The sequence below is a fragment of the Clostridioides sp. ES-W-0016-02 genome, from assembly GCF_020641035.1.
Lineage (GTDB): Bacteria > Bacillota > Clostridia > Peptostreptococcales > Peptostreptococcaceae > Clostridioides.
On record NZ_CP061361.1, the window covers coordinates 307,595 to 332,324 of the forward strand.

Annotated in this window: 23 protein-coding genes and 1 riboswitch; all 23 genes read left to right on the top strand. The window is 27.3% G+C overall.

All coding sequences use genetic code 11. The features are described 5' to 3' along the window. The 23 genes from fliS (IC758_RS01765) to IC758_RS01875 all read left to right on the top strand — a co-directional run bounded on the left by fliS (IC758_RS01765) (position 1) and on the right by IC758_RS01875 (position 24,718). A complete protein-coding gene (fliS, locus tag IC758_RS01765) occupies positions 1-393 on the top strand; it encodes a flagellar export chaperone FliS (RefSeq protein ID WP_227834885.1) in 393 nt (130 codons plus the stop codon). A gap of 3 nt (positions 394-396) precedes the next feature. After that, entirely contained in the window at positions 397-768 is a 372-nt protein-coding gene (fliS, locus tag IC758_RS01770; RefSeq protein WP_227834884.1) for a flagellar export chaperone FliS, read from the top strand. A 2-nt stretch (positions 769-770) separates the two neighbouring features. After that, positions 771-2,288: a flagellar filament capping protein FliD gene (gene fliD / locus IC758_RS01775; RefSeq protein WP_227834883.1), complete on the top strand. Its 1,518-nt coding sequence runs from the start codon at positions 771-773 to the stop codon at positions 2,286-2,288. 2 nt (positions 2,289-2,290) lie between these two features. After that, positions 2,291-2,626 (top strand): flagellar protein FliT, encoded by a 336-nt coding sequence (locus IC758_RS01780; protein WP_227834882.1) that lies wholly within the window; start codon positions 2,291-2,293, stop codon positions 2,624-2,626. Positions 2,627-2,726: 100 nt separating this feature from the next. Continuing rightward, positions 2,727-3,599, top strand: coding sequence for a flagellin (locus tag IC758_RS01785; protein ID WP_227834881.1), 873 nt, complete (start codon positions 2,727-2,729; stop codon positions 3,597-3,599). Between the two features lie 88 nt (positions 3,600-3,687). Then, positions 3,688-5,826, top strand: coding sequence for a glycosyltransferase (locus tag IC758_RS01790; protein ID WP_227834880.1), 2,139 nt, complete (start codon positions 3,688-3,690; stop codon positions 5,824-5,826). Positions 5,827-5,941: 115 nt separating this feature from the next. Next, positions 5,942-7,015 carry a glycosyltransferase gene (locus tag IC758_RS01795; RefSeq protein WP_227836183.1) on the top strand — a complete coding sequence of 358 codons (1,074 nt, stop codon included), beginning with the start codon at positions 5,942-5,944 and terminating at the stop codon, positions 7,013-7,015. A gap of 25 nt (positions 7,016-7,040) precedes the next feature. Beyond that, positions 7,041-9,242, top strand: coding sequence for a glycosyltransferase (locus tag IC758_RS01800; protein WP_227834878.1), 2,202 nt, complete (start codon positions 7,041-7,043; stop codon positions 9,240-9,242). Between the two features lie 85 nt (positions 9,243-9,327). Further along, positions 9,328-11,751: a glycosyltransferase gene (locus IC758_RS01805; protein WP_227834877.1), complete on the top strand. Its 2,424-nt coding sequence runs from the start codon at positions 9,328-9,330 to the stop codon at positions 11,749-11,751. Positions 11,752-11,829: 78 nt separating this feature from the next. Continuing rightward, a complete protein-coding gene (locus IC758_RS01810) occupies positions 11,830-12,747 on the top strand; it encodes an NAD-dependent epimerase/dehydratase family protein (RefSeq protein ID WP_227834876.1) in 918 nt (305 codons plus the stop codon). An 11-nt stretch (positions 12,748-12,758) separates the two neighbouring features. Next, positions 12,759-13,301: a dTDP-4-dehydrorhamnose 3,5-epimerase gene (rfbC, locus tag IC758_RS01815; RefSeq protein WP_227834875.1), complete on the top strand. Its 543-nt coding sequence runs from the start codon at positions 12,759-12,761 to the stop codon at positions 13,299-13,301. A 92-nt stretch (positions 13,302-13,393) separates the two neighbouring features. Then, the gene (locus tag IC758_RS01820; RefSeq protein WP_227834874.1) at positions 13,394-14,542 is read left to right on the top strand and encodes a class I SAM-dependent methyltransferase; all 1,149 of its coding nucleotides are present in this window, start codon (positions 13,394-13,396) and stop codon (positions 14,540-14,542) included. A gap of 100 nt (positions 14,543-14,642) precedes the next feature. After that, entirely contained in the window at positions 14,643-15,416 is a 774-nt protein-coding gene (rfbF, locus tag IC758_RS01825; protein ID WP_227834873.1) for a glucose-1-phosphate cytidylyltransferase, read from the top strand. Positions 15,417-15,444: 28 nt separating this feature from the next. After that, on the top strand, positions 15,445-16,572 hold the full coding sequence (locus tag IC758_RS01830) for a radical SAM protein (RefSeq protein ID WP_227834872.1): 1,128 nt from the start codon (positions 15,445-15,447) through the stop codon (positions 16,570-16,572). A gap of 181 nt (positions 16,573-16,753) precedes the next feature. Then, a riboswitch (cyclic di-GMP riboswitch) is annotated at positions 16,754-16,843 on the top strand. A gap of 405 nt (positions 16,844-17,248) precedes the next feature. Beyond that, entirely contained in the window at positions 17,249-17,566 is a 318-nt protein-coding gene (gene flgB, locus IC758_RS01835) for a flagellar basal body rod protein FlgB (RefSeq protein ID WP_227827777.1), read from the top strand. A 7-nt stretch (positions 17,567-17,573) separates the two neighbouring features. Next, positions 17,574-17,978 (top strand): flagellar basal body rod protein FlgC, encoded by a 405-nt coding sequence (gene flgC / locus IC758_RS01840; RefSeq protein WP_038811378.1) that lies wholly within the window; start codon positions 17,574-17,576, stop codon positions 17,976-17,978. A gap of 9 nt (positions 17,979-17,987) precedes the next feature. Continuing rightward, positions 17,988-18,305 carry a flagellar hook-basal body complex protein FliE gene (fliE, locus tag IC758_RS01845; RefSeq protein WP_227434668.1) on the top strand — a complete coding sequence of 106 codons (318 nt, stop codon included), beginning with the start codon at positions 17,988-17,990 and terminating at the stop codon, positions 18,303-18,305. Positions 18,306-18,329: 24 nt separating this feature from the next. Further along, positions 18,330-19,880: a flagellar basal-body MS-ring/collar protein FliF gene (gene fliF, locus IC758_RS01850; RefSeq protein ID WP_227834871.1), complete on the top strand. Its 1,551-nt coding sequence runs from the start codon at positions 18,330-18,332 to the stop codon at positions 19,878-19,880. A gap of 12 nt (positions 19,881-19,892) precedes the next feature. After that, positions 19,893-20,963 (top strand): flagellar motor switch protein FliG, encoded by a 1,071-nt coding sequence (gene fliG, locus IC758_RS01855; RefSeq protein WP_227824827.1) that lies wholly within the window; start codon positions 19,893-19,895, stop codon positions 20,961-20,963. Then, positions 20,947-21,687: a FliH/SctL family protein gene (locus tag IC758_RS01860; protein ID WP_227824826.1), complete on the top strand. Its 741-nt coding sequence runs from the start codon at positions 20,947-20,949 to the stop codon at positions 21,685-21,687. Before fliG ends, IC758_RS01860 begins: the two co-directional genes overlap by 17 nt. Before the next feature lie 3 nt (positions 21,688-21,690). Further along, the gene (gene fliI / locus IC758_RS01865) at positions 21,691-23,010 is read left to right on the top strand and encodes a flagellar protein export ATPase FliI (protein WP_227834870.1); all 1,320 of its coding nucleotides are present in this window, start codon (positions 21,691-21,693) and stop codon (positions 23,008-23,010) included. A 27-nt stretch (positions 23,011-23,037) separates the two neighbouring features. Then, positions 23,038-23,487: a flagellar export protein FliJ gene (gene fliJ / locus IC758_RS01870; protein ID WP_227824824.1), complete on the top strand. Its 450-nt coding sequence runs from the start codon at positions 23,038-23,040 to the stop codon at positions 23,485-23,487. Between the two features lie 28 nt (positions 23,488-23,515). After that, a complete protein-coding gene (locus IC758_RS01875) occupies positions 23,516-24,718 on the top strand; it encodes a flagellar hook-length control protein FliK (RefSeq protein ID WP_227834869.1) in 1,203 nt (400 codons plus the stop codon). The last annotated feature ends 12 nt before the right edge of the window (positions 24,719-24,730 follow it).

Here is a 24,730-nt window from a genome sequence, read left to right on the forward strand (position 1 = left end):
ATGTATGGAGAAAATCCTTATAATTCTTATAAGCAAAATTCAGTATTTATGGCATCAAAAGAACAATTGTTATTAATGCTTGTAGATGGAGCAGTAAAATATACAAAGATAGCTAGATTATCTATTATAGATAAGAATATGCAAAGAGCACATAAAGAGCTTATAAGAGTACAAGATATATTTACAGAATTGATGGTCACATTGGATCAAAATGCAGGTCAATGGGCAAAAGATATGTATAGAGTTTATGATTTTGTGAGATATGAATTATCAAGAGCAAATATAAGAAAAGATGTACAAATAATAGATAATGTGTTACCTATAATAGAGCAAATTAAAGATACATGGCATGAAGCTGATAAAAAAAGTAAAGAAGAAAGAAATAGGGGATAAGCAATGAAATTAAATTTAGATGAATTAAATAAACTTTCTCAAGAGGAATTGTTGTTGGTACTTTTGGATGGAGCTGTAGAATCCACGAAGATATCAAAAATAGCAATCATAGATGGAGATATGCAAAAATCGCACAAAGAACTTATAAGAGTACAAGATATATTTACAGAATTAATGCTTACACTAGATCAAAATGCAGGTAAATGGGCAAAAGATATGTATAATGTCTATGATTTTATAAGATATGAATTATCAAAAGCAAATATAACAAATGATATAAAAATAATAGATGAAGTACTGCCAATAATACAACAAATTAGAACCGTGTGGTATGAAGCTAATAATAAATCAATAAATAACAGACAGGAGGAATGATTATGTCAAATATAAGTCCTATAAGAGTTACAGGTCTTTCAGGAAATTTTGATATGGAAGGGATAATAGAGGCTAGTATGACCAAAGACAAAGAAAAGGTCGACAAAGCTAAGCAAGCTCAACAAATAGTAAAATGGAAACAAGAAATATACAGAGATATTATTAAAGAATCAAAAGATATGTATGATAAATATTTTGGACTTGATTCTAAAAGCAATATAATAAGTAAAAATGCATATTCATCTTTAAATATAAAAAGTTCTGATGAGAGTGTTATAGTTGCAAGTGGATCAGCTGGTGCAAATAAAATAAACTATCAGTTTGCTGTATCACAAATGGCAGAACCAGCAAAAGTAACAATTAAGTTAAATGCAAGTACTCCTATTGTTAAACAATTTCCACCAAATGCTAGTGGTGCAAGTTCATTGACTATTGGTGATGTAAACATACCAATTTCTGAACAGGATACTACAAGTACTATTGTTAGTAAAATAAATGCTCTTTGTGAAGATAAGGATATAAGAGCTTCATATAGTGAGCTAACAGGTGAATTAATGATTTCTAGAAAGCAAACTGGAACATCATCAGAACTTAATTTAAAAGTAAGTGGTAATGATAATTTAGCTGCGCAAATTGCTAATGATAATGGCATTACATTTACAACTGATACTGCTGGTAATAAAGTTGCATCAACGCATGGGAAAAATTTAGAAGCTGATATAACTGATGAAAATGGAAGAACAGTACATATAAATAAAGAATCAAACTCGTTTGTAATAGATAATATTTCCTATAATGTTAATTCAAAGGGAACAGCTAAATTAGTTTCTGTCACTGATACCGAAGAAGCTACTAAAAATATGAAAGCATTTGTAGAGGATTATAATAAATTGATGGATAAAGTTTACGGATTAGTAACTACTAAAAAGCAAAAAGATTATCCACCTCTTACAGAAGCTCAAAAAGAAGATATGACAACTGAGGAAATAGAAAAATGGGATAAAAAAGCCAAAGAAGGTATACTTAGAAATGATGATGAATTAAGATCATTTGTTGAAGATATTCAATCTATGTTTTTTGGAGATGCAGAAAGTATTGAGACTTTAAAAAAGCTAGGTATTAATGAATCTGAGAATTATAATAAAAAAGGACAAATAGCATTTAAGGAAGATGTTTTTTCAAAGGCTATTATAGAAGATAGTGATAAAGTTTATAAAATTTTAGCTGGATATTCTTCAAATAGTGATGATAAAGGTATGCTTGAAAAACTAAAAGATATAATATATGAATATTCAGGGAGTTCAGGTTCTAAATTTGCAGAGAAGGCTGGTATAGAAAAAACAGCTTCTGCAAGTGAAAATATATATTCTAAACAAATTGCAGAGCAAGAAAAAAATATAAATAGATTGGTTGAAAAAATGAATGATAAAGAGAAAAGACTTTATGCAAAATATTCAGCTTTAGAATCTTTGTTAAATCAATATAGTTCTCAAATGAATTATTTTTCACAAGGTAACTAATAATGGGAATATTAGAAGATAAATTAGATTTATATAAAGAGATATCTCTACAGATTATAAACCTTATTGATAAAGAAGAGTATAAATACATAAGCGATAAGCTAGATGATAGACAAGAAATTATAAATAGCGTAGATGAAAAAGATAAAGAAAGTTTCATAAGTATTTATAGTGATATGAAGTTAATTGATATTGATAGTAAAATACAAAATACTTTACAAAAAAACTTATTAGAAGTTAAAAAAGAGCTACACGAATATAAGTTAACAAAACAAGTAAATACAATGTACTCTAAGTTAAATAGAGAAAAAGTAAATATTTTTAGTAAAAAAGTATAAAGTTATAGATTAACTTGTCCGATTATATAGATGAAGGATTAATATAAAAATTAAAAGTAGAAATGACAAGGATGTCAACCATACTAAGGAGGGTAAATTAATGAGAGTTAATACAAATGTAAGTGCTTTAATAGCAAATAATCAAATGGGAAGAAACGTAAGTGCTCAAAGTAAATCTATGGAGAAGTTATCTTCTGGGGTTAGAATAAAGAGAGCTGCTGATGATGCTGCTGGTCTTGCAATATCTGAAAAAATGAGAGCACAAATTAAAGGTTTAGACCAAGCTGGTAGAAACGTTCAAGATGGTATATCTGTTGTACAAACAGCAGAAGGTGCTCTAGAAGAAACTGGAAATATATTACAAAGAATGAGAACTTTATCAATACAATCTGCAAATGAAACTAACACTAATGAAGAAAGACAAAAGATAGCAGATGAGTTATCTCAATTAAAAGATGAGATTGAAAGAATTTCAAGTTCAACTGAGTTTAATGGAAAGAAATTATTAGATGGAAGTTCTTCAAACGTAAGATTACAAGTTGGAGCTAATTATGGAACAAATGTAGCTGGAACAAGTAACAATAACAATGAAATAACTGTAGAGTTAGTCAACACTTCTAATGTAATGAGTAAGGCAAATATAACAAGTACAACAATTGGCAACATGAAGACTGCTGGTTCATCAGGGACAGATGCAGCTAAACAAATGGCATCTAGTTTAGATGTAGCATTAAAAGAAGTAAATACATCAAGAGCAAAGTTAGGAGCACAACAAAATAGATTAGAATCAACTCAAAATAACTTAAATAATACTATAGAAAATGTCACAGCAGCAGAGTCAAGAATAAGAGATACAGATGTTGCTTCAGAAATGGTTACACTATCTAAAATGAATATATTGGTACAAGCATCACAATCAATGCTTGCTCAAGCTAATCAGCAACCACAAGGAGTATTACAATTATTAGGATAAAGTTTATAAATATTTTAATTATAAAGAGCAAAGCACTGCTTTGCTTTTTATAATTTTATAATAAAGGTATACTGAAAGGAAAATAATTATGTTGTTGAGTATAGTAATGATTGTCAAAAATGAAGAAAAGATATTAGTAAAGATGTTAGAATCTCTAAAAGTACTAATGGATTCAATAGATAGTGAACTTATAATAATAGATACTGGGTCAGCTGATAATACTATCAATATAGCAAAAAATTATACTAAAAATGTTTATTTTCACAAATGGGATGATGATTTTTCTAGTATGAGGAATAAGTCTATATCATATTCTAAAGGGGATTGGGTCTTTGTATTAGATGCTGATGAAATACTAACAGATTGTACAAAACTAATTGAGTTTTTTGATAGTGATTTACATAAAACTTTTAATTCAGCATCAATACAATTAAAAAATATATACTCTATAGAAAAAGATTCTTATGGATATGGATCTGTATTAAGGCTATTTAAAAATAATGGTTTTAAATTTATTGGTAAAGTTCATGAACAACCATTATATAAAGAACCTGTATTTCATAATGTAGCTCAATTTGATCACTATGGGTATATGTTTGAAGATGAAGAAGTTAGATTATATAAAGTTAAAAGAAATGAAAAACTTCTATTTCAACAATTAAGTGAAAATAATGAAAATCCATATACTAATTATCAGCTTGGTAAGAATTTTATTATATTGGAAAAGTATCAGGATGCATTATTTTATTTGGAAAAAAGTATTATTTTGTATAAAAAAATAGGATTAATGCCAGGTTATTTAATAACCAATTTGGCAAAAGTATATTTGTTTTTGGGAAAGAATAAAAAGTGTGAAAAATTATGTTTAAAATATATAGAGAAAGATTTAAATAATATAGATATATATTACTACTTAGCTCAAACCCAAGTTAGTTTAGGGAAGTATGAGTATGCTTTAGATTCATATAAAAGATATATTTACTTAATTGACAATTATGAAATGAGCACTCAAGCTAATAGTCTATTCTCAGATACAGATACTGTAAGTTTGAAAGATAGTGCAACTGTAACCCTAATAAAAATCTACTATAAGCTGGAGAAATATGATTTAGTTATAAAAGAGTTTGAAAATATTATAGATTACGAAAAAAGGAAAGATGTCTATTTTAGCTTGTTTATGTCATTGTATAAACTAAATAAATTTAGTTTAATAAATGAGTATCATGATAAGCTAAAAAAATCAGCAATTGAAAAAAATAGTTTTTATAATAGTTTAGAACTTTTTTTGAATAATATAAGAGAAGATGAAAAAAGTGATATTTATAAAATACTAAGTTCTATAAAAGGGGTATATGGAAGATTTAATAATATAAGATTATTAAATCAAATATCTTCAGATGAATGTAAAGATATTTTAAAAAAAGAAAAAAATGATATATATGCACCTATTATAAATATTGCATACTTAAATAATATAGATTTATTGGATATATTTTTGAATATGGATTACTCATGGATTGAGAGATATGTAAGATACTGTGTTATGTATGATAGAGAATTTAGTTTGAAATTATATAAGTATATTTTAAGACAAAAGAATACTTTTGAGATACATGAGGTAAAAGTATACAGAGTATTTACTAAAATAATTTTAGAAAATAACATTTTAAATGATGATAAATATAAAGAGTTGTTTTATATCTATATTATGTATTCTAGTATATATATAAAAAATATATATGCAAATTTGGACTATACAGATTTATTAACATATATGTCTAATGAAATGGATAAATTTGTTATAAAATTTAATAGTATTATGGACTATAAGGATAGCGATAAAATAATTTATTTAAGAAAGTTAAAAGAACTATTAAATGAATATCCATATTACCATAGAATTATAAAACTTATAATAAAAGATTTTGAATATGAATTGAATCAAAATATAGAACTTAATGTACTAAGAGTAAATTTTATAGATAGTATAAAGCAAGTTATAGAAAAAGGAAATATAAGTGATGCGAGAGATTTAATTGACAAGTATTTGAAGTCATTTAGAGAGGACTCTGAAATATTAAATATAAAGGGAATAATACATATAATGTCTGGAGAGTATGCAGAGGCAGATTTTTATTTGAAAAAAGCACTTTCATTAGATATAAGTAATGGTGATATTATGTATAATATAAAGTATTTAAAAGAAGTGAGTAGTTATGAAAAATAATATTTACATTATAAGTATTAAAAAATTTAATTGCACTTTCTAACTTTAATAAGGTTAATTATAAATTAATATATATAAAAATAGAAGCATATATTTTAGTGTATTTGGAGGGAATATGTATAGTTTATCTAAGATAAAAAAAATATTTTTCGTTCTTGAGCATTTAAGTGGCCAAGGAGGAGTTGAAACAGTAGTAACTAAAGTTGTGAATGAATTAGAAAAAAGAGGGTATATCGTAATAGTTTTGCTACCCAATAGAAGCGATGATTATACATGGGAACTTAATTTACATAATGTCTATTATTATAATAATTATGAAGACTGTAAGAGTATGAATGGCTTTGATTTAATATTGTCAAAAGTAAAAGGAATAAACAGAATCTTAATAGATTTAGGTAAACCAGATATAATAATAGGAACTCACATGCCAATAACTGTTTTATATTCTAGATTGACTGTTGGGTATGAAGATATAAAAGTAATTTCTTGGATGCATAGTTCCTTGGAATTGTTCGGAGATTCTTCTAAATATTTAAAGTATGCAGACATACATTGGTCTATTTCCACTAATTTAACATATGAATTAGAAAGACTAATTAACAAGAAAGATATTTATTCTATTCCAAATCCCATAGATATAAATGTAGATATGCTTGATATATCACTTGAAAATAATTTTGTGTATATCGGAAGGCTAGAAAATTATACAAAGAGATTTGACATACTATTTACTTCTCTTTCTAAATTAGGGGCTGAATGGACTTTAGATGTTTATGGAGATGGGCCAGATAAAAAATATATAGAATGTATAATAAACGAATTAAACCTTAATGATAAAGTGAAGATGAAAGGATATGTAAGAAATCCATGGAAGTATATAAATTATAAAAAAGCATTATTACTTAGTTCAGAATACGAGGCATTTCCAATGGTTATTTTAGAAGCATTAAGTAGAGGGATACCAGTTGTAGCCACTGATTGTGGAGGCATAGGAGAAATTATAGAATGTGGATGCAATGGATATTTAGCAAGGGAGTGTAACTCAGAGTCACTTTATAAAGAAATTACACAATTATTAAATTTATCTTATTATGAATTATGTGAAATGCAAAAGAATGCTATAAAATCAGTTTATTGCTATTCTACAAATATTATTTTGGATAAAATGGAAGAAACCTTTGACTTATAATTAACCTGATAAGGAGTACTAGAATATGATTATAGATATAGTTTTAGCTTATGCAAATGGAAGAGGTGGATTGGAAGAAGTTATAACATCTATCAGCAATGAGTTAATAAATAAGGGATATAGAGTAAGAGTGTTTCAAGCTTATGAACCCAAATATATAGAATGGAAAAAGACTATACCAGAAATGTATATTTATGGTATTAATAACAATATAGAAGAAGATGATGAATTTAGTTTAGCATTAGGGTATAGACGTATAATTGATAGTATAGGAATTCCTGATGTTATAATTGCAACTCATGCTCCAGTATTAAGTTTAATAAGTAATATAGCAGTAATGCATTTGGGAGATAGTAAACCATCTATTATATCTTGGATTCATGGGGCACCAGAATATTATGGTGGAGGAGAAAATCTTAATTATAGTAATGCTCATCTTGCCATTTCTGAATACATAGAAGAGAAAATAAAAAATTATGTTACAGGTCAAGTGTATTATGTAGGAAATCCAGTTAATATAGATACTTTTAATGTAATTAGCTCAAATAAAGAAAAATTAGAATTAGTGTATATAGGTAGGCTTGAAAATAATCAAAAAAGAATTGATATATTATTTAGGGCTCTTTCATTGTTAGACAAGTCATGGACGCTGAAAATTATAGGAAATGGACCAGATGAAAAGAAATTGAAACAGTTATGCAAAGATTTAAATATAGATGATTGTATAGAATGGTGCGGATGGTTAGATAAGCCTTGGGATTATATAGACTCAGTGACAGCATTGGTTTTAACATCAAATGAAGAAGGGTTTGGTTTAGTCTTAGTAGAGGCATTGGGAAGAGGCATACCTGTAATTTCTAGTAAATGTGATGGTCCAAAAGATATAATTAAAGATGGAATTAATGGATGGTTATTTGATAAAGATAATTATAGTGAACTATATAGTATATTGAATGACTTACAACAAGGAAGAATAAAGATACCATCAAAGGATGTATGTGTAAATTCAGTTAATAAGTTCAAAGTAAAAAATGTTGTTGATAAGTTTGAAAGTATTGTTCTAAAATTCTCTGATAAAAAAGGTGTAATAATGAAAAAAATAAAAAGTTTATTACATGAGGATAATATAGAACATGCACTTGAAGTTATTCAGTATTATGATGATAGATTTAAAAATGATATAGAATTTATAAATTTGAAATCAATTTTAGCTATTAAGATGAAAGAGTACGATATAGCAATAAGCAATTTGGAATATGCATTACAGATTTCTGATGAAGAAAGTTTAGATATATACTATAACTTAGTATATGTATATGAACAAGTTAATAGAATTGATAATGCTATAAAAATATATGAAAAAATCATACATCTTTCAAGTAATAGAGAAAAAGATGAATTGATAAATAAAATAAATCTATTATTAGAAAAAAATAATAATTCTGATGATGTTTTTATTGAAAGTGAACAATATCATCATTCATTAATTTCAGTAATAATACCAACTTACAATAGAGAACAAACAATTTATCGTTCTGTAAATAGTGTTTTGAATCAGACATATAAAAATATAGAAGTAATTATAGTTGATGATAATTCTTCGGACAATACACAAAAAATAATAGAATATATAGATGATAAAAGGATAAGATACATAAAACATAATAAAAATTTAGGCGCCAATATAGCTAGGAACACAGGTATTTCAAATAGTATGGGTAAATATATTGCATTCCAGGATAGTGATGACGAATGGATGCTGGATAAACTTGAAACACAAATTAAGTATCTAGAGAACTTAGGTGTGGATATAATAGGATGTTCTTCCTATATTGATAATAATGAGTTATCAGGCGTATTTCCTGGAAGAGATATAAATAAAGACATGATGTTATATGAACTTATGTGTGGTAATTTTATTGGCACATCTACAATATTTGGAAGAAGAGAGTGTTTTGAAAGACAAAAATTTGATGAACATTTGCCTAGATTTCAAGATTGGGATTTAATGATAAGAATGGCTATAAATTATAAAGTGTCATTTGTAGATAAAATTTTAGTTAAAACATATGTTCAAAATGACAGCATTTCAAAACAACCTCAAAAAGCTATACAAGCATTTATAATAATGACTAATAAATATGAGTATATAATAAAGGAAGATAAAAATATACTTTACAATTGGTATAGATTATTACTTTATCATTCCTTAGAGACATTACTTTAAATAGAATCTCTAAAAATATACATCTAATTTGGGAGATATAATAAAAATACTTGATTAAATTATAATGTTAGGAGAATTAAACTATATGGTTATAGATATAGTAATAGGAGAATTATCTAAAAATGATATTTTTAATGATATTGTAAAACAAATTAATAGAGATTTAAAAACAAGTGGTAATAATATTCGTATTTTACAAGTTTGTGATAATACAAGTTTGAGTTGTAAGGAAGAGTTTTTAGAAGCTGAGCATTATTTATTAAATAGCAAGCTTGATTTAATTAGAGAGTATAAAAACATAATAAATAGTATTGGGTTTGCAGATATTTTGTTCATAGTAAAAGACGAAAATTTAAAGGTGTTATCAAAACTACTAATTTCAGAGTTAGAAATAAAAAAAACTATAATTGTTTCTATATTTGAGAGGAGTCTTCAAAGTTATGATTATAATAGTACTTTGGAAGAAAAAATAAATAACTTTACATATGAGTATGGAGAAAATGAATTAACTATAAATATTATAAATAAATCAAAAATAGATATCGAAAATTTTATGCTTGACATTAGAAATATGTTAATAAAATATTCTAAGAGTGATGTAGATGTACTAAGTAGTATAGAGGAATTAATAGAAAATAATTCGCTGGAAGAAGCATTAGATTTACTATATTATTATAATGATAGATTTTGTAATAATATAGAGTTTATTAATATGAAGTCTATACTGGCTATGCAAATGAATGAATACAATATAGCTATAAATTTATTAGAATATGCAAAATCAATGGTAAAAGAAGATAATATAGACATATATTATAATTTAGCATATGCATATTATAAAAATCATGATTGGGACAAATCAATTGATGAGTACAATCATCTTTTGGACATTATTGATAGAGATGAAGAGTCACATATAAAAGATTTAATAACTGAAGTATATAATTCCAGAAATATAGAATTTGAAAAAAGCTATAAAAAAGATAACATATTTATTGAAGATAAATATGGAAAAGTAATATTGGATGATAATTTTCATAAAAAACTACCAAAAAAATTAGAAGATTTTGATAGTATGTATGAAGTTAGAGAAAATATAAACAAATTAAAGGAAGGAGATAACCCACTAGTAAGTATATGGGTATTGGGATATAATAATCTAGAAAAATATACTAAAAGATGTGTTGAAAGCATTTTGAAATATACTAATGATATAGATTATGAACTAATATTGTTTGATAATGGTTCTAGCGATGGAACATATGAATATTTTAAGTCAATAAATTATCCTAGAAAAAAAATAATTAAGGTCATTAAGAATTTTGGAGTTGGATATTCTTTTTCAACAGCATTTAGAGAGATGAATGGCAGATATATTGTTTTTGTGTGTAATGATGTAGTTGTCACAACAAATTGGCTTTCAAATATGATAAAATGTGCAGAATCGGATTCTAAAATAGGAATAGTTCATCCTGCTTGTAATCATGCACCTTTAGAGTATAAAATGGAAGTAGAGTATAAAGACTTGGATGATATGCAAAGTAAAGCAGAGTTATATAATATTTCTAATCCTAGGAAATGGTATGAAATATTTGATTTATATACAGTAGCAACATTATTTAAAAGAGAATGCTTGGATATTATTGGTATATATGATTATGGATATGTTCATCACACATCAGATGTTGATATTTCATTTAGGGCAAGAAGAGGTGGTTATAAAGTAATTGCTTGCACAGATACATTTGTATGCAATATTGGGGAAAAAGCAGATAAAGGTAGTGATTTTGATAATATATCTAGAATAAAAGGTCCAAAGTTTTTTAAGGAGAAATATCACATTGATATAGTAGATGCTATTAGCTTTGATTATGCAATGGTTTCAATGGTTAAATCAGATACAATAGTCAATAAAAAATATAGTGTTTTAGGGATAGATACGAGTTGTGGAGTAACTATATTACAAATAAAGAATAAATTATTGGAAAAAGGAGCTTCTAATGTAAGTCTAGCAGCTTTTTCAGAAGAGGCGAAGTATTGGCTAGATTTAAAAACTATATGTGAAAATGTAGTTGTTGATCGTATAGAATATTTTCATAAACACTATAGACGTAAAAATTTTGATTATATTGTAGTAGGAAAAGTATTAAACTCATACAAAGATATGTATGACTTGCTTAATAACCTGTATGAAGTATTAAATGATAAAGGAACGATTATTCTGAAGTTAAAGAATAATTGTGATATAAATGAATTTTTAAGAATTAAAAATGTCATTTCTAACTCATGGAATGAGGATATGAAAAATATTAATATAGAAATATTTAATAATAAATTAAATAATTGTGGTCTGTATATAGAAAGTATAAACTTTAACTCATATAATTTTAATAATGATATAGAAGAAAAAGTTAAAGAATTACTAGATGACAGTAATATCTCAACAGACCAAAGAGATAAACTATATATTAGTGAATATATATTAAAGATAAAAAAGATATCTAAATAAAATAATATTAAATAAAAATTTATACTTTATTTAACTTATTATTGATATTAATAAATTTGAAAAAGGATATAGTCAGTTATGAGCAACGAATTGAAGAAAATTTTTTTGACAGGTGCTAGTGGATATATTGGGTCCTGTCTAGCAAAAAAACTATATGAATTAGGGTATGATGTTCATGTTATAGTAAGAGTAGATTCTGATCTAAATTTGATAGATGAATTTAACGATTATATAAATATATATAGATTCAAGGGAGGAATATCCAATTTATCTGAAATTATAAATAATATAAAACCGGATATAGTTATACATCTAGCATCATTATTCTTAGGTGAGCACTTACCTTCACAATTAGATGAAATTATAAATAGTAATATTCTATTTTCCACTCAAGTATTGGATGTAGCTTCAAAAGCAAATGTGAAGTATTTTATAAACACAGGAACACACTGGCAAAATTATAATGGGGAAAATTATAATCCTGTAAATTTATATGCAGCAACTAAAGAAGCCTTTCAAGATATATGCAAGTATTATGCTGAGGCAACGAACATGAGTATTATAACAATAAAATTGATTGACACATATGGACCTTATGATCCAAGACCTAAAATTATGAATTTACTAAAGGATATATACTTCAATAACAAAACACTAGATATGTCTAATGGAGAGCAAGAATTGGGTTTACTTTACATAGAAGATGTTATAAAAGCATATCTAATTGCAATGGAAAAAATACAAAAGATGAGTCCCAAAGAATGTAGAACTTTTTTTGCACTACCAAAAGAGATATATTCATTAAGAGAAGTTGTGGACATATTTCAGTGTGTTGTGGGTGAAAAATTGGATATAAATTGGGGAAAAAGACCATATAGAAAACGAGAGATGATGAAAGTTCATATTAATGATGAAAATATTTTAGAAAATGAAGATATAATAGGATTATATGAAGGAATAAAGAGTATGTTAGAAGTAGAAAGAACTGATTATTAGGAGGTTTAATTATGTATAACATCATAAAAACTAAACTAAAGGATTGTGTTGAAATAGTACCAAATATATTTGAAGATAGTAGGGGGATAACAATAAAACCATATCATTATCCAACTTTTAAAAAACTAGGGATAGATGAATTCTTTAATGAAGATTTATTTGTAACATCCAAGAAAGGTACTATAAGAGGGTTACACTTTCAAAAAGAACCTTTTGTACAGAGCAAACTTATCTATTGTGTTTCAGGAAGTATCTTAGATGTAGCAGTTGATATCAGAAAAGATTCTCCTACCTATGGTGAACATGTTTGTTTTAATATAGATTCTAGAAAAAGAAATATAGCATATATACCTAATGGGTTTGCTCATGGATATCAAGCTCTAGAAGAGAATACAATAGTTATTTATAAATTATCATCTCCGTATTCTCCAAATAATGAAGGTGGAATAAAATGGGACTCTATGGATATAAATTGGAATAAAATTAGTCCAATTATATCCAGCAAAGATAATGAACTTCAAACATTTGATGAATATATTGCATTATCCAATTAATGAGTAATGTAATTTTATATGAATATGAAAAATAAGTATAAATAAGTATAATAATCTAGGTAGTATACAAAATTTTAGTGGGGTAAATTGTTATGAGATGTCCTATATGTGGATCAGAAAATATTAATATTTTTCTTAGTAGAAAAAATGTTCCTATACATCAAAATTTTATATTTAGTAACAGAGAAGTTGCTATAAATGATGTAAAGGGTGATTTAATAGTAGGTTTATGTAGTCATTGTGAGTTTATTTTTAATACTAGTTTTGACACAAGTAAAATACAATATGATGATTTTTATGATAATACACAGAATCATTCATTTAGATTTCAAAGTCATATTAATGAAATAATATCATATTTAATTAAAGAATATAATTTAAGTAAAAAAGTCGTTGTAGAAGTTGGATGTGGGAAAGGAGAGTTTCTCAAAACTTTCATACAAAGGTCCAAAGGAAAAGGATATGGATTTGACCCAAGTTATGTAGGAGAAACTGTCATGTTAGATGGAAGCTTACTATTTGAAAAAAAATACTATGATGATACATGTACAGATATATCTGCAGATTGCGTTTTTATAAGACATGTCATAGAGCATATGCAAAACCCTAAAGATATAATGAAATCAATAAAGAAGGCGCTAGTAAACTCTCCAAACTCTATACTTTATATTGAAACACCATGTGTAGAGTGGATACTAAAGAATAATATAATGTATGACTTTTTTTATGAGCATTGCTCATATTTTAATAAAAAGTCACTAAATTTGTTATTACAGGAATGTGGATTTGATATATTAGAGATAAACCATACCTTTAAAGGACAATATTTATATGCTATATGCAAGGTAAATGGCGAGAATATAAAAAAAAGTATTTTAAATATAGTTATTGATTATGCTGAAAATATAAGAATACAGGCAGAAAGATGGAAACATTACTTAGAATCAGAAAAGAGTAAGATAGCAATATGGGGTGCAGGAGCTAAGGGAGTTACATTTTTGAATAATATAGATCCACAACATAAATTTATTGATTGTGTGATTGATATAAATGAAAATAAACAAAATAAATTTATACCAGGAACTGGACATGAGATAGTTTCTTTTAAAGATATATGTATGAGAGGAATCGATAAGATTATAGTAATGAATTGGAACTATGAGGATGAAATAAAGGATTTGTTGGACAAACATAAGATTAAAGTAAGTCTAATAAATGGAGAACAAAAATACAAGTTTTAACATTATCATAGAGAAATTCTACTTATCTATGATATCTATCTTTGATAAAAAATTCTATTCTTAAATTTTTATATACTATAATTAAGTGAGGCATTTTAATATGAAAGTAGTGATTTTAGCAGGAGGATATGGAAGTAGACTTGGAGATATTACTAGTATAGTTCCCAAGCCTATGGTTGAAATAGGAGGGAAGCCAATATTATGGCATATAATGAAAATATATTCTTATTATGGAGTAAAAGAATTTATCATATGCCTTGGATACAAAGCAAATGTTATAAAAGATTATTTTCTGCATTATGATAGTAAAAATAATGATTTTACGATTAATATAGGAAGTAATTCAATAGAATTTCATAATAATCATGATGAAAGTGAATGGAAAGTAACATTAGTTGATACAGGTATAGAGTCTCAAAAAGGAGCGCGATTAAAGAAAATAGAGAAATATCTTGAAGAAGATATAAATTTATTAACATATGGAGACGGATTAGCAAATATAAATATAAATAAATTAATACACTTTCATAATAAAGTTGGTAAGTTACTTACAATATCTGGTGTAAGACCTCCTGCTAGATTTGGAGAACTTATTGCAGATGGTGAGGTACTTAAATCATTTGAAGAAAAATCACAAACATCAAAGGGGTTAATAAATGGTGGGTATATGGTATTTAATAAAAAACTATTAAGATATCTCACAGAAGATAATGAGTGTGATTTGGAATATGGTCTATTTGAAAATCTAGCTAAAAAAGGAGAAATAGCAGTATATAAGCATGAAGGTTTATGGGCATGTATGGACAATGAAAGAGATATGAACAATCTTAATTCTCTTTGGAAAGAAAATAAAGCTTTTTGGAAAATATGGTAAAATACATAGAAATAAGAGGGATATCAATATGAGTATATTGAGAGCTAAAACAATTGATTTAAAACAAACTAACTCTTTGACAGAGTTACAACAAAAGAATAGCAATTTGAATGAAAGTGAGTCATATAATCAGACTATCATTCTAGAAGCGAAACCCAGAAGATTAGTATTTGAACTTACGAATGCTTGCAATTTAAATTGCATTATGTGTGGAAGAAATTCAGCAGAATTCAAAGCAACAATTTTTGATTTTAAATGGACTGAAAAATTTGAGAATATATTAAATGAAGTAGAAGAAGTAACCTTAATGGGCTGGGGAGAACCAACAGTACATCCAAATTTTGTTGATTTCTTATATTGGGCAAAAAAAAATGGTCTTAGAAAATATTTTTGTACAAACGGTATGAAATTGGATAAATTATTTGATGATATCTTCAATACAGAAACTGACATTATAGCTATAAGTTTAGATGGGGCATCTAAAGAGATTAATGATAATATAAGATCAGGAGCTGATTTTAATCATATCATAAAAAACATTAAACATATAGCAGATGAAAAGAGTAAAAGAGGTATAAATTGGCCATATATGAATTTTGTTTTCACAGCAATGAAGTCTAATTTGTATGAGATACCAAAAATGGTTAGATTAGCTGAAAAAATAGGTTTACAAGAGCTTAAGGTAGTGTATCTAACTGTATTTGATGAAAATATGCATGATGAAAGTTTATATGATTGCCAAGATGAGGTTAAAAAAGTATTTGAGGAAGCAGAGGTTTTAGCAGATGAGTTAAATATTATTCTTAAGTTACCTCATATACAAGGTGAAGATAGTGCATGTGAAAAACTACATAAGGATTGTTTTACAGCATGGAGAGACTTTTTTTTAGGGTCAGATGGATTTGTACGTTCATGTATGTCTACACCTATAAAGTTGTTTCATATTGACAAATATAAAACTTTTGAAGAAATGTGGAATTCTTTGGAATATAAAAAGTTTAGAAAAAATATTAATACTGTAAATATGAATGATTCATGTAAGGTGTGCTATCAATCTTCATTTGCTAATTGGAATAAAAAGTCTTCTTTCATACAAATAGGAAATAAGTTTTCTCCTGAATGGGATAAAGAAGAATCTCATCTAGTTACATTATAGATATTTATATAAAAAATAAAAACAGCTTAGAATGAATATTTTAAGCTGTTTTATTTTTTGTAATAACAAATTCTTAATTTATGCTGGATATTTAGCTATAAATATCGAATATTAATTGAAATATTAAAAATATAAGTAAAAAATGTTTAAAAAAATTGTTATTTATTGTATACTTAAGTTAAAACTAAATAGGCAAAACTAGAGAAATCTAGCGACGCAAAGCTATAGGGGCTAAGGTTTGTATAACAAACTATGCTAGCCAGTTGCCAAAAAGAGTCCTAAGTATACTGTATGCGTAGGATTAGTCGAATTGACTGCCTTTTTGGCGGTCATTTTATTATGAAAATATTACTTTATTACAGTAGAAAGTATATATAATAACAAATTTTACCGATTTATAATTTAAAATAAAGATAAAGCGTATAAAAAAGTGACTATTTTACAAAAAAAGGCAACTTTGCGTAGAAAAAATTAAATATATATTAAATTTTTTTTTTATTTTCACTGGAGTTTACTGAGAAAAAATTTGTTTTCTTACTAAAATGATACATTATTATATTAATGTAATAGAAATGTAATTAATTTGAATAAATAAAGAAGTCATTTTTTGTAATATAGCAACTCTGTTTTTAATTAATAAATAGAGTAGATGAAAATATTTTAAGGAGGAGTGAGTATGAATACATATGACATTATAAAAATGGGATTAGATGCAACTAATTTAAGAAGTCAGACAATAGCAAATAATATAGCAAATATAAATACTGAGGGCTATAAGAAACACTATGTAACTTTTGAAGAAACATTAAATGATGCCATGCCTAAAATAGAAGAAAAAACAGACAATTCCAAGGGATTAAGAGTGGATGGTAATAATGTAGATATAGAAGAAGAAAAGGTAAATCAAGCAATGACAACGTTACAATACAATGCTTTGATAGGTTTTGCAAATGGTAAAATAGCAATGACTAAATCAATAATAAGTGGGAGGTAATTAGAAGATGAGTGTGTTCAGTGGAATGGAGATCTCTGCTAGTGGTTTAACAGCAGAAAGCTTGAAAATGGATATCATATCATCTAATGTAGCTAACATAAACGCTACAAGAGGTCCAAATGGAGAAGCATACAGAAGAAAAATTGTTTCCTTTGAAGAAAACTATGATAACAAATTAGGTATGCTAGGAGTAAAAGTCACATCTGTTGAAGATGATAAATCACCTCTTAAAGAAGTATATGACCCATCTCATCCAGATGCAAAGCCAAATGGATACGTAGAATATCCAAATGTAAATATATTGGTTGAAATGACAGATTTAATAACAGCTTCACGAGCATATGAGTCTAATATAGATACATTAAATGCTCAGAAGTCTATGATAGCAAAAGCACTGGAAATAGGAAAGTAGGGATAAATTATGCCAATTACACAAATTAACAATTTAATGCAAGGTGCAAAGTTAGATAATTTAATTGGAGAAACAAAACCATTAAATTTTAATAATAAAGAAGAAAAAAAGAATTTCGAAGATGTAATAATGGATACTATAGATAAAGTCAATTTTCAGCAAGTTACAGCAGATAATATGAAAGAAAAATTTATAAAAGGCGAAGATGTTTCTATGCATGAAGTTATGTTAAAAGGTCAAGAAGCACAACTATCTATGCAATATTTAATAGAAGTTAGAAATAAGATTCATGATGCATATCAAGAAATGAATAAAGTACAAATTTAGCCTTTTGAACAGGAGTAATAATCAATGATAGCCAGTTTTAAAAATAAGATTAAGGAGCAAGTTGCTAAATCTAGGACAAAAATAAGTTCTCTAAAAAAGGGAACTAAGATAGCATTAGGTATAGGGATTGTTGCTATATGTTTAGCGCTAGTATTTACAGCAATATCTGCAAGCAAAAATAAGTATGCAGTCTTATTTTCAGAACTAGATGTTCAAGATGCTGCAGATATATCAGCAGAATTAGAGTCTAGAAAGATAGATACCAAGGTAAAAGGAAGTACAATTTATGTTCCTAGAACAGAAGTTGATAAGTTGAGATTAGAGTTAGCTCCAAGTTTGACAAGTGGTTCTAAAGGATTTGCACTTATGGATGATAGTTCATCAATAGGTCTTACTGATGAAGAGTTTCAAATTAAGAAGCAACGAATGATACAAGGAGAAATAGAAAAAACAATCAAGAGTTTTCCTCAGGTGGAAGATACTAGAGTACATATAACATTTGGTGAGTCTTCTGTATTTGAGAAGGAAGCTGTTCCAGGAAGTGCAGCAGTTTATTTGATGCTAAAGCCAGGAACTACTTTAGAGAAAAATCAAATAAAATCTGTTATGGCACTTGTATCAGGAAGTGTTACAAATATACCAGAGAAAAATGTTCAAGTTATTGATAACAAAATGAACTTATTATCTGAAGGCATCTTAGATGATGAAGAAGTTGATGAAAACAATCAACCGATAAATGGTGCTATTAGTATTGATAAAAATAAGGCATCTGAGCAGGCGTTGAATAAACAATTAGAAAAATCTATTTTAGATATGTTAGAACCAATATTTGGTACAGGAAAAGTAAAAGCTACAGTAAATGCTGATTTGAGTTTTGATACAGCTGAAAAAACTGAAATAAAAATTGACCCTGATAAAGTTGCTATAAAGGAAACAAGGTCAAAAAATTCATCTAAATCTGCAACAAATAATGTCCAAGGTGTAGATGCTAATATGAATAACCAAGGAAATAAAAATGGTACTAATACAGAAGATAGTTTAGATGAGAGTTTTGAATATGAAACAGGTAAGATTGAAACTCACACTATAGTTGCGCCTGGAGAACTTAAAAGATTGACAGCTTCTGTTGCTATAGATGGAAAAATAGCTAAAGGTGTTCAAGCTGATGTGGAAGATATTGTTAATAATGCTATAGGCATGGATGGAGCTAGGGGAGATACTCTTAGCGTTGTTTCAATGGTATTTGACCCTAAAGGTAAGGCAGAAGCTAAACAAGAAATGGAAGATATTGAAAAAGAAGGATTCAAAAACAATATAATAAAAGCGGTTGTTGGAGTAGTAGCAGTTGTTGCAGTAGGTGTTATTGGATACTTAATATATAAAAAGAGAAGTGAACAAGAAGATATGGATTATGAAGATGAAGTTTATAGTACTAATTCTAATTCTATTGATAAGAAAGACAATCCTCTATTAGGGGATGACCCAGAATTGACATTAGAGGAAGCTGTTAAAATGTATGCAGAAGAAAAACCAGACCAAGTCACAGAGATAATAAAAACTTGGTTAAATGAGTAAGGGGGATAGAAAGTGTCCGCGGAAATTACAAATGTTAATGCGTTTGATTTAAGTGATATAAGTGAAAATGATAAGAAAGAGAAGGTAGAAGGTGAAGGTTTAAAAAAAGCCGCTGTACTGTTAATGACATTAGGTCCAACTGTGGCTAGTGATATAATAAAAAGTCTACCAGATAAACAAGTTCAAAAAATAGGTTTGGAAATTGCAAATATTTCTTCAATAGCTTCAAAAGAAAGAAGAGAAATATTAAAAGAGTTTGTAGAAATAAATAAAGCGAAAGATTATGTTATAGAAGGCGGGCTTGAATATGCCAAAGAATTGTTAAGTAATGCTCTGGGAAATGCCAAAGCAAGTAAATTACTTGAAGGTATATCAATAGATACAAGTACAAAACCTTTTAAACATATTATAAAACTAGATGTAAAGAAGATATTAGAAATACTTAGAAATGAAAGTGCACAGACTATAGCCATTTTACTTGCACATATGGAACCTGAAAATGGTGCAGAAGTTTTAGCTTATTTAGATTTTGATTTACAAAATGAAGTAGCTATGAGAATAAGTTCAATGGGTTCAATATCTCCAGATGTTATAAGTGTAATTGAAAGCTCATTAGAGGATAAATTGCATTCAATAAGTGGTGAAGATTTTAAAGACTATGGAGGAATAGCTACCTTAGTTCAAATATTACTTAATTCTGATAGAAAAACAGAAAAGAATATTTTGAATACTATTGAAGAAAAAGACCCAGCCTTAGCAGCTCAAATTAAATCTAATATATTTGTATTTGAAGATATTGTCAAGTTAGATGATATAAGCATACAGAAAGTACTGAAAGAAGTAACTATGAAGGATTTAGTATATGCTTTAAAAGGTGTGGATGATGAAATATCAGATGCTATATATAGAAACCAATCTTCTAGAGCAGCAGAAGCACTTAAAGAAGAAATGGAAATGGTTGGTGTCATAAAGGTTACTCAGGTTGAAGGTGCTCAACAAAAAATAGTAAGTATTGTAAGGAAACTTGAAAGAGAAGGTGCCATAACTATTGTAAGGAATTTTGGTGATGACTTTGTTGAATAATAAAATTATTAAAAGTAAAAAAGCATCATATAAAGGAGTTCTGGACTTATCTATAATAGATAAAGCTAGATTGGGAGAATCAAATATAAACGAGGATAATGATTGTAGATTTAGAGATGAAGTAATAAAAGAAGCTATAGAATCTGCTGAGATAAAAAAGAATGAGATATTGGAAGAAGCAAAAATAAACGCACAAAATATAGAAAAGCAAGCATATGAAAAAGGATATAGTCAAGGCCAGAAAAATGGATATGAGGATGGATATAAAGAGTCGTATAATGAGTATACCCAAAAAGCTAAAGATGAAGCAGATTCTATAAGAAATCAGGCAAATTTAATCTTATTACAAGCTAATGAGAAAATGACTGAGTACATAAAAGAAAAAAATAAAGAGATTATAAGACTTGCTATTAATATGGCTAGTTCTGTGCTAAAAAATCACTTTGAAGATGAAGACTCTATGAGCGATTTGTTAAAACAAATTATTCAAGATTATGAAGGAAGTAGTTCATTCATAGTAAGATGTAATTCTTTCTATAAAGACAATATAGAGAAAGAGTTTGAATTATTTAAAGAAGAAACATCATTAAAATCAAGTGTATTTGTTATCGCAGATGATAGTATAGATAAAGGAAATGCTATTATACAAAAGGAAAATGGAAGAATAATAGTTGGTATTGATTGTGCTATGGAAAAACTAAAAGAAGAATTGCTTGGTGAATAAAATATGTATAAAACTGATATCTCTATAGATTTTGACAAAATAAATAAGAAAATAGAAAATTTAGAACTCACTATATCAGAAGGTAGAGTTAAAAAGATAATAGGACTTACTGTAGAAGTTGAAGGAATAAAAGCTTTTGTTGGCGAGTTATGTGTTATATATAATCAAGTCAATAAGCCAGTGAATTGTGAGGTAGTAGGATTTAAAGATAAAGAAGTAATATTAATGGCATTAGGAGAGTTAACATTAATATCACCTGGTTGTAAAGTTATTTCTAAGGGGATACCTCTAAGTGTTATGTGTAGTGATAATTTACTAGGTAAAGTACTTGATGGTCTTGGAAATCCTATAGATAACTCAGAAATTGTTTTAGGAGATAGATACAACTTGAATAATGAACCTCCTGACCCAATGAAGAGAAAAAAGATACGAAATATAATGGAAACAGGTGTAAGAGCAATAGACGCATTTACTACTTGTGGTGAAGGACAGAGAATAGGAATATTTGCAGGAAGTGGAGTAGGTAAGAGTACAACGCTAGGTATGATTGCTAGAAATGCAAAAGCAGATGTAAATGTAATTGCCCTTGTTGGAGAAAGAGGAAGAGAAGTATTAGACTTTATTGATAAAGACTTAGGTGAAGAGGGAATGAAAAAATCTGTTGTTGTATGCGCAACATCAGATAAAGCACCATTAGTTAGACTTAAAGGTGCCCTTACAGCCACTGCAATAGCCGAATACTTTAGAGACCAAGGGAAAAAGGTAATACTTATGATGGATTCTGTGACTAGATTTGCTATGGCGCAAAGAGAAGTTGGAATAGCTATAGGAGAGCCACCAGCACAAAAAGGATACACACCATCTGTATTTGCAATTTTACCAAAACTCATGGAGAGAACAGGGACATCAGATAAAGGCTCTATAACCGCTTTTTATACAGTATTAGTTGATGGAGATGATTTTAATGAGCCAATAGCAGATACTACAAGAGGAATACTTGATGGTCATATAGTTCTATCTAGAGATTTAGCTAACAAGAATCATTATCCTTCTATAGATGTTTTAAATAGTTTAAGTAGACTTATGAATGAAATTGCTTCAAAAGAAGATATAAAAGTAGCATCTTTTGCAAGAGATATGCTCTCTGAATATAGGGAGGCAGAAGATTTGATAAATATAGGTGCATATGCTTCAGGGACCAATAAAAAAATAGATGAAGCAATCTATTATCATGAGCATATTATCAATTTTTTAAAACAAGGGATAAATGAAAAGAGTTCTTTTAACGAAACTATAAGTAGTTTGAAAAGAATATTTGAATAAATAATTAAAAAAATATTTGAATAGGTTGTGATAGAGTTGGATAAGAACTTTAAGTTTAGATTACAGAAGGTTTTAGACTTAAAAATGAAAGATGAAGAGAAGATAAAAATGGAATTTGCTAAGATTCAACAAAAAAAAATAGATATAGAAAATAATTTAGAAAACCTGGAAAGTAATTATAACAAGTATTCAATAAGTAAAAATAATGATAGTATTCAAAATCAAAAAATAACTATTAACTATTTGTTAGCTTTAAATAACTCTATAAAAGATTTATCAGAGGAATTGGACAAGTCAACAAATGAACTTGAAAAGGCTAGAAAACAACTCATAGATAAGCAGATAGAAAGAAAATCATTAGAAAAACTAAAAGAAAAAAAATATGGTCAATATTATAAAGAAGAAAATTTAAAAGAACAAAAAACTAATGATGAGTTTGCAAGCATGAGTTATTTGAGAAAAAGACAAGTTCTATAAGAAGAGTAGGAAGTGAGGATATTATTGTATGAAGATACAAGCAGATTCTTATAATGTTATTAAAGATATTGGGAATAAAAAGAGTTCATCTAAGAATAAAGATGTGAAAAATAATAAATTTGAGGATAATCTATATAAGGCAACAGATAATGGACAAGTTAAAGACAAAAAAGAAACAAGTGATCAAAATATCAGTTCAAATAAATCAGAAGATAGTGATAATGAGTGTCATTCAGATGTAGATAAAAGTAATCACTTAGAGGATGAAAGTACATATGAAAAAGATTGTAGTAAGAATAATGAGATTTTACAACAATTATTGAATCTTTTAAAAAATAATACTGAAAAAGATAAAGATATAAATTCTATATTGAATGGTATGGAAAAACTAAATATATCGGATGAGTTGAAACAAGAGCTTAAACTTAATAAAAATATATTGAATAATATTGTAAAGCAAAATGCAGAGTTAAATAAGGCTGACATGAATAACTCTAATGATATGCAAAATTTAGACATGATGAAGTTAAGAGAGTTTTTAGATAATAATGTTAATGAAAACTTTGAAGTAATTAGTAAAACTACAGAGGATGATAATAAAAGCATAGATTTATATAATTTTGATAGTAATAGAATGGATAACCTTAATTCAAATAAGAAAAGAGATGATAACTCTGATATTTTGGAAAAACTAGCAGGTATTAATGAAAATAAAAGTGGAAACTTTGGTCAAGTAATAAATAAAAGCATGGATATAAACAAAGTTAAAAATGATAATGTTGACTTAAAATATATAGAATCAAATGTTATGGACGATTCTATCAAAGCTATTAAACATATGAAAACAAATGACATCCAAGAATTAACAATTAGATTAAGGCCAAAAGAATTGGGAGATATGAACATACAATTATTGAAAGATAACGAAAGTATGAAAGCTGTTGTGACTGTTTTTAATAAAGATGTTTTTGACTCTATAAATAAAAATATAACAGATTTAAAGCAACATCTTGAACTTACAAATGTAAATATAAAAGATGTATCCGTGCAAATGCATAGTGATAATAGAAGTACATCAGATACTTTTGATAAAGCATTTGAACAACAAAATAGACAAAATAACCAAGAAAATATGAATAAGCAGGATACAAATAATAAGCGTAGCAATATGGTCATAGAAGATGAAATTAAAGAAAATATTGATGATGATAGAGTAGATTTATTAGCTTAATAAGGGGGAAAT

What these genes read in the sequence shown, in the direction of transcription:
- fliS (WP_227834885.1), top strand. Translation starts at nt 1, where the DNA reads ATGTATGGAGAAAATCCTTATAATTCTTATAAGCAAAATTCAGTATTT.
- fliS (WP_227834884.1), top strand. Translation starts at nt 397, where the DNA reads ATGAAATTAAATTTAGATGAATTAAATAAACTTTCTCAAGAGGAATTG.
- fliD (WP_227834883.1), top strand. Translation starts at nt 771, where the DNA reads ATGTCAAATATAAGTCCTATAAGAGTTACAGGTCTTTCAGGAAATTTT.
- IC758_RS01780 (WP_227834882.1), top strand. Translation starts at nt 2,291, where the DNA reads ATGGGAATATTAGAAGATAAATTAGATTTATATAAAGAGATATCTCTA.
- IC758_RS01785 (WP_227834881.1), top strand. Translation starts at nt 2,727, where the DNA reads ATGAGAGTTAATACAAATGTAAGTGCTTTAATAGCAAATAATCAAATG.
- IC758_RS01790 (WP_227834880.1), top strand. Translation starts at nt 3,688, where the DNA reads ATGTTGTTGAGTATAGTAATGATTGTCAAAAATGAAGAAAAGATATTA.
- IC758_RS01795 (WP_227836183.1), top strand. Translation starts at nt 5,942, where the DNA reads ATGTATAGTTTATCTAAGATAAAAAAAATATTTTTCGTTCTTGAGCAT.
- IC758_RS01800 (WP_227834878.1), top strand. Translation starts at nt 7,041, where the DNA reads ATGATTATAGATATAGTTTTAGCTTATGCAAATGGAAGAGGTGGATTG.
- IC758_RS01805 (WP_227834877.1), top strand. Translation starts at nt 9,328, where the DNA reads ATGGTTATAGATATAGTAATAGGAGAATTATCTAAAAATGATATTTTT.
- IC758_RS01810 (WP_227834876.1), top strand. Translation starts at nt 11,830, where the DNA reads ATGAGCAACGAATTGAAGAAAATTTTTTTGACAGGTGCTAGTGGATAT.
- rfbC (WP_227834875.1), top strand. Translation starts at nt 12,759, where the DNA reads ATGTATAACATCATAAAAACTAAACTAAAGGATTGTGTTGAAATAGTA.
- IC758_RS01820 (WP_227834874.1), top strand. Translation starts at nt 13,394, where the DNA reads ATGAGATGTCCTATATGTGGATCAGAAAATATTAATATTTTTCTTAGT.
- rfbF (WP_227834873.1), top strand. Translation starts at nt 14,643, where the DNA reads ATGAAAGTAGTGATTTTAGCAGGAGGATATGGAAGTAGACTTGGAGAT.
- IC758_RS01830 (WP_227834872.1), top strand. Translation starts at nt 15,445, where the DNA reads ATGAGTATATTGAGAGCTAAAACAATTGATTTAAAACAAACTAACTCT.
- flgB (WP_227827777.1), top strand. Translation starts at nt 17,249, where the DNA reads ATGAATACATATGACATTATAAAAATGGGATTAGATGCAACTAATTTA.
- flgC (WP_038811378.1), top strand. Translation starts at nt 17,574, where the DNA reads ATGAGTGTGTTCAGTGGAATGGAGATCTCTGCTAGTGGTTTAACAGCA.
- fliE (WP_227434668.1), top strand. Translation starts at nt 17,988, where the DNA reads ATGCCAATTACACAAATTAACAATTTAATGCAAGGTGCAAAGTTAGAT.
- fliF (WP_227834871.1), top strand. Translation starts at nt 18,330, where the DNA reads ATGATAGCCAGTTTTAAAAATAAGATTAAGGAGCAAGTTGCTAAATCT.
- IC758_RS01860 (WP_227824826.1), top strand. Translation starts at nt 20,947, where the DNA reads ATGACTTTGTTGAATAATAAAATTATTAAAAGTAAAAAAGCATCATAT.
- fliI (WP_227834870.1), top strand. Translation starts at nt 21,691, where the DNA reads ATGTATAAAACTGATATCTCTATAGATTTTGACAAAATAAATAAGAAA.
- IC758_RS01875 (WP_227834869.1), top strand. Translation starts at nt 23,516, where the DNA reads ATGAAGATACAAGCAGATTCTTATAATGTTATTAAAGATATTGGGAAT.